Origin of the sequence: Desulfococcus sp. (genome assembly GCF_041737845.1) — a bacterium.
GTDB lineage: Bacteria > Desulfobacterota > Desulfobacteria > Desulfobacterales > Desulfococcaceae > Desulfococcus.
In genome coordinates, this window is the sequence record NZ_JBGSQX010000163.1 from 1 (window position 1) to 3,547 (window position 3,547).

Genomic DNA, 3,547 nt, shown 5'->3' on the forward strand with positions numbered 1-3,547 from the left:
GGCGGCCGCCATCGACGCCAAAAAGGCGCGGGCTGTTCCCGGCGTCGTGGATGTCGTCGAGATCCCCTCGGGCGTGGCGGTGGTGGCCCTGAACACCTGGGCCGCCATCAAAGGGCGGGAGGCCCTCGATGTCGCGTGGGACGAGGGCCGCGCGGAGACCCGCGGCACGCCCGAACTGGCTGCGGAATACCGGGCCCTCTTAGAAACCCCGGGAAAGACGGCCCGGGCCGTGGGGGATGCCGCGGCGGCCCTGGCAGGCGCCGCCAAAACCCTCGAGGCCACCTTTCTGTTTCCCTACCTCGCCCATGCGCCCATGGAGCCGCTCAACTGCGTCGTCCGGCTGTCTGACGAGGGCTGCGAGATCTGGGCCGGGGACCAGTTCCAGACGGTGGATCAGGCCAATGCCGCCGCGGCCGCGGGCACAGACCCCCGGAAGGTCCGGATCCACACCCTCTTTGCGGGCGGCAGCTTCGGCCGGCGAGCCAACCCGCCCTCCGATTACATCGTCGAGGGGGTCCACGTGGCCAAGGCCTTGGGGGGACGGGCGCCCATCCATCTCGTCTGGACCCGGGAGGACGACCTCAAAGGGGGCTACTACCGGCCCATGTTCGCCCACCGGGTCCGCGCCGGCCTTGACGACCGGGGAAATCCCGTGGCCTGGCACCACCGCCTTGTCGGGCAGTCCATCGCGGCGGGGACCCTTTTTGAGGGCGCCATGGTGATTGACGGCATCGACGCCGCCTCGGTGGAGGGGGTCGCGGACATGCCCTATGCCATCCCCTACCTGTCCGTGGAGCTTCATTCCCCCGAGGTCGGGGTGCCGGTGCTCTGGTGGCGCTCTGTCGGCCACAGCCACACCGCCTTTGCCGTGGAGGTCTTTTTGGACGAGCTGGCGGCCGAAGCCGGCCGGGACCCCGTGGAGTTCCGACGGAACCTTCTCTCCGGCCGGCCCCGCCACCTGGCGGTCCTGGACCTGGCGGCCCGAAAGGCCGGCTGGGGATCCCCCCTTCCGGCGGGCCGGGGCCGAGGCATCGCCCTGCACCAGTCCTTCGGAACCTTCGTGGCCCAGGTCGCCGAGGTGTCGGCATCGAACGACGGCGCCTTCCGCGTGGAACGGCTGGTCTGCGCCGTGGACTGCGGCAGGGCCGTCAACCCCGATATCGTCCGGTCCCAGATGGAGGGCGGCATGGGCTTCGGGCTGTCGGCGGCGTGGGAGGAGGCCATCACCCTGGACGCGGGCCGGGTCCGGCAGGCCAATTTCGATACCTACCGGCTCCTCCGGTTCGACCGGATGCCCGAGGTGGCGGTGCATATCGTTCCGTCGGACGAGGCTCCCACCGGGGTCGGCGAGCCCGGCGTGCCGCCCGTGGCCCCGGCCGTGGCCAACGCCCTGTTCGCGGCGACCGGCCGGCGGTTTCGGGGGCTGCCGTTCGTGGAAACGGGGGAATAGTCTTTGCAAAGGGGTGTGTTGGATCATGGATGGAGGTGGGTCCGGGTGGGTACCGGAGCTCCTTCATCCTTCCGGACCCCTTGACAAATCCGGTTTGGGCGGTTAACTTCTGTTCCTAATAAATGGTAACGGCCGCGGTATTGGCTGGTTGTACCCATCCTACAGCACCTGATCTCGCTTGATTCTGTCCAGATTTTCGCCGGCATCCCTGCCACGAGCCCCGGTCGCGCTGTTTATCCGGAAACAAAAACCAGAACCCCATCGGCCGTGGGACCACGGCCGCGTATATACGGCTTGATGCCGCTGTTGTTCCCCCGGCTGCCCGGCCCAAGGGCCAGGGTTCCCGGGAGCGGACCCGATGACGGCGTCCGGTCGGATCGAAAGGAAAACAACCATGGAAAGAATGCCATCCAGAGATACCAGCGGCAGTTGCGAAGGCGAATGCCGCGATCGCGTGTTTGAAGGGGAAAAGGAGCGTCAGTCATATATCAACGCTTCGGGCAAGGAATACGATTCTCCCAGTGAAAGCAGCCCGTCCTGGTCATTTGATCGCAACGACCCGCCGGGATCCATGGGGGGTCGGATCTGATCCATATAACCCACCGAATCGCAATGTTTTACCCCACGAGGCGGCCCGTTCGGCTGCCTCGCGGCGTTTTGGGTGTGCGAGGTTTGGCATGAATCTTGGTGGGCCTCAATGGACTTGACCACCGCCCTCTGCCGCATCCGGTAATGCCGGACCGCAACGGCACATCCCATCCTTCGCCCTGGCGCAGCGACTCTCCCGAACGGGACATCGAAGCGCTGCGCAGACCCCTTTCCCAGGGGGACAGGTCGGGTTGATTCGCATGGATCGGCCGCCGAAGGCGGCTTATCCCCGATTTAAGCGGAGCGACGTCTGAAGCGTCCGCGGGAGCGATTTGTTCGCTTAAAGTAATTTTTGACCTGGCTGGCTATGATCATGCCATAAAATCTGGTGATCTCAGGCATCTTGATTTTCTTTTGTAATACGGAGAACGGCCAGGCCGGCAGGTGCGCGGACGCTTTTTCCTCGCATCCTTGCAAGCCTGATGTTATGCGCCTCTGAGCTTCTTAATAAGAGTCTCGTACTCAGGGTGCGACCCGACCCAAAACCACGTGATCTCATCCTCGTCAAGGATGCCAACCGCGCGATAGCCTAAACTTACTCGTACCGAAAAAATCGGTCGAGTCGAGTGAATCCGCTTAAAATGGAGGCTCCCTTCGCCTGCTTCCTGACCTCTGCGGGAAGTGCATCATAGCATTTCCAGAATTGGGATGTGGCGGTCGATTTCATAGACGATTCGGATCAAGTGAAATTGTTTTGCCTTTTCGCTTTTCCTCGATGGCTTCATCCGCAAGTTTTTCCAGGACGTCCTCGGACTCGGCGAAAGTTTTTGCCCACACCCTCTCAGACTGCAATTCGTCCAGAACCCATTTGGCCAAAGCGTTCTGGTCCATTTCAGGAAGTATGGAGGCCTCCTCGAATGCTTTCTCAAGTAGCTTCGTCAACTTTTCTCCTTTTTATGTTCTCGCATAACGTCAGAAATCACTGGCGGCTAAAAGCCGTCCGGTGGATTCTTTTATTGGAAGTTCCTATTCTTTTCCATCAGAGCGCAGAGGTATCACACGCCATTTGCCGTCTTCCTCGACCATCACGCGAAAAACCTCCCATTTGTCATTTTCCCAGGATTTACCAAACAAGAGCGTTGCATTCTTGCCCATATATTTCCCCGGTTCAACCTTAACGTTCATGTAGTCAATCGAGCTATATGGGCCGGGATGGGTAGCATCGCCTGGGATGCCAACAGCATACGAAAACTTGGTTTCCTAATCCATTCCTTGAATCCGTCCAGTATCGACGGTCTCCCGGACGATATTCATCTTATCCAAGGATGCGCAACCGGATAAAAGTGCGGGTGGTGCTCAATATGTAGTGGTATTGCTGATTCCTTATTTTGCTATCAAATGGCTGAGCTATCGATCACTATACTTTGAGCGGTCACAATCTTCGCTTTTTTACCCTCACCCCAACCCTCTCCCGGCGGCAGAGGGGGTTAAGGAAAATCGCAACTGATG

General features: G+C 60.6%; 3 protein-coding genes. 1 reads left to right on the top strand and 2 read right to left on the bottom strand.

Translation table 11 applies throughout. From position 1 onward, the window contains the following. Positions 1-1,450: xanthine dehydrogenase family protein molybdopterin-binding subunit (locus ACEW8N_RS20465; protein ID WP_373501725.1), on the top strand; the 1,450-nt coding region annotated here is incomplete at its 5' end. A gap of 1,311 nt (positions 1,451-2,761) precedes the next feature. Here ACEW8N_RS20465 and ACEW8N_RS20470 read toward each other — a convergent pair. Beyond that, positions 2,762-2,980 (bottom strand): hypothetical protein, encoded by a 219-nt coding sequence (locus ACEW8N_RS20470; protein ID WP_373501726.1) that lies wholly within the window; start codon positions 2,978-2,980, stop codon positions 2,762-2,764. 84 nt (positions 2,981-3,064) lie between these two features. After that, positions 3,065-3,193, bottom strand: coding sequence for a hypothetical protein (locus ACEW8N_RS20475; protein WP_373501727.1), 129 nt, complete (start codon positions 3,191-3,193; stop codon positions 3,065-3,067). Positions 3,194-3,547 lie beyond the last annotated feature (354 nt).

Bases quoted from the DNA above. Each gene is read 5' to 3' on its own strand.
- ACEW8N_RS20475 (WP_373501727.1), bottom strand. From the start codon at position 3,193: ATGGGCAAGAATGCAACGCTCTTGTTTGGTAAATCCTGGGAAAATGAC.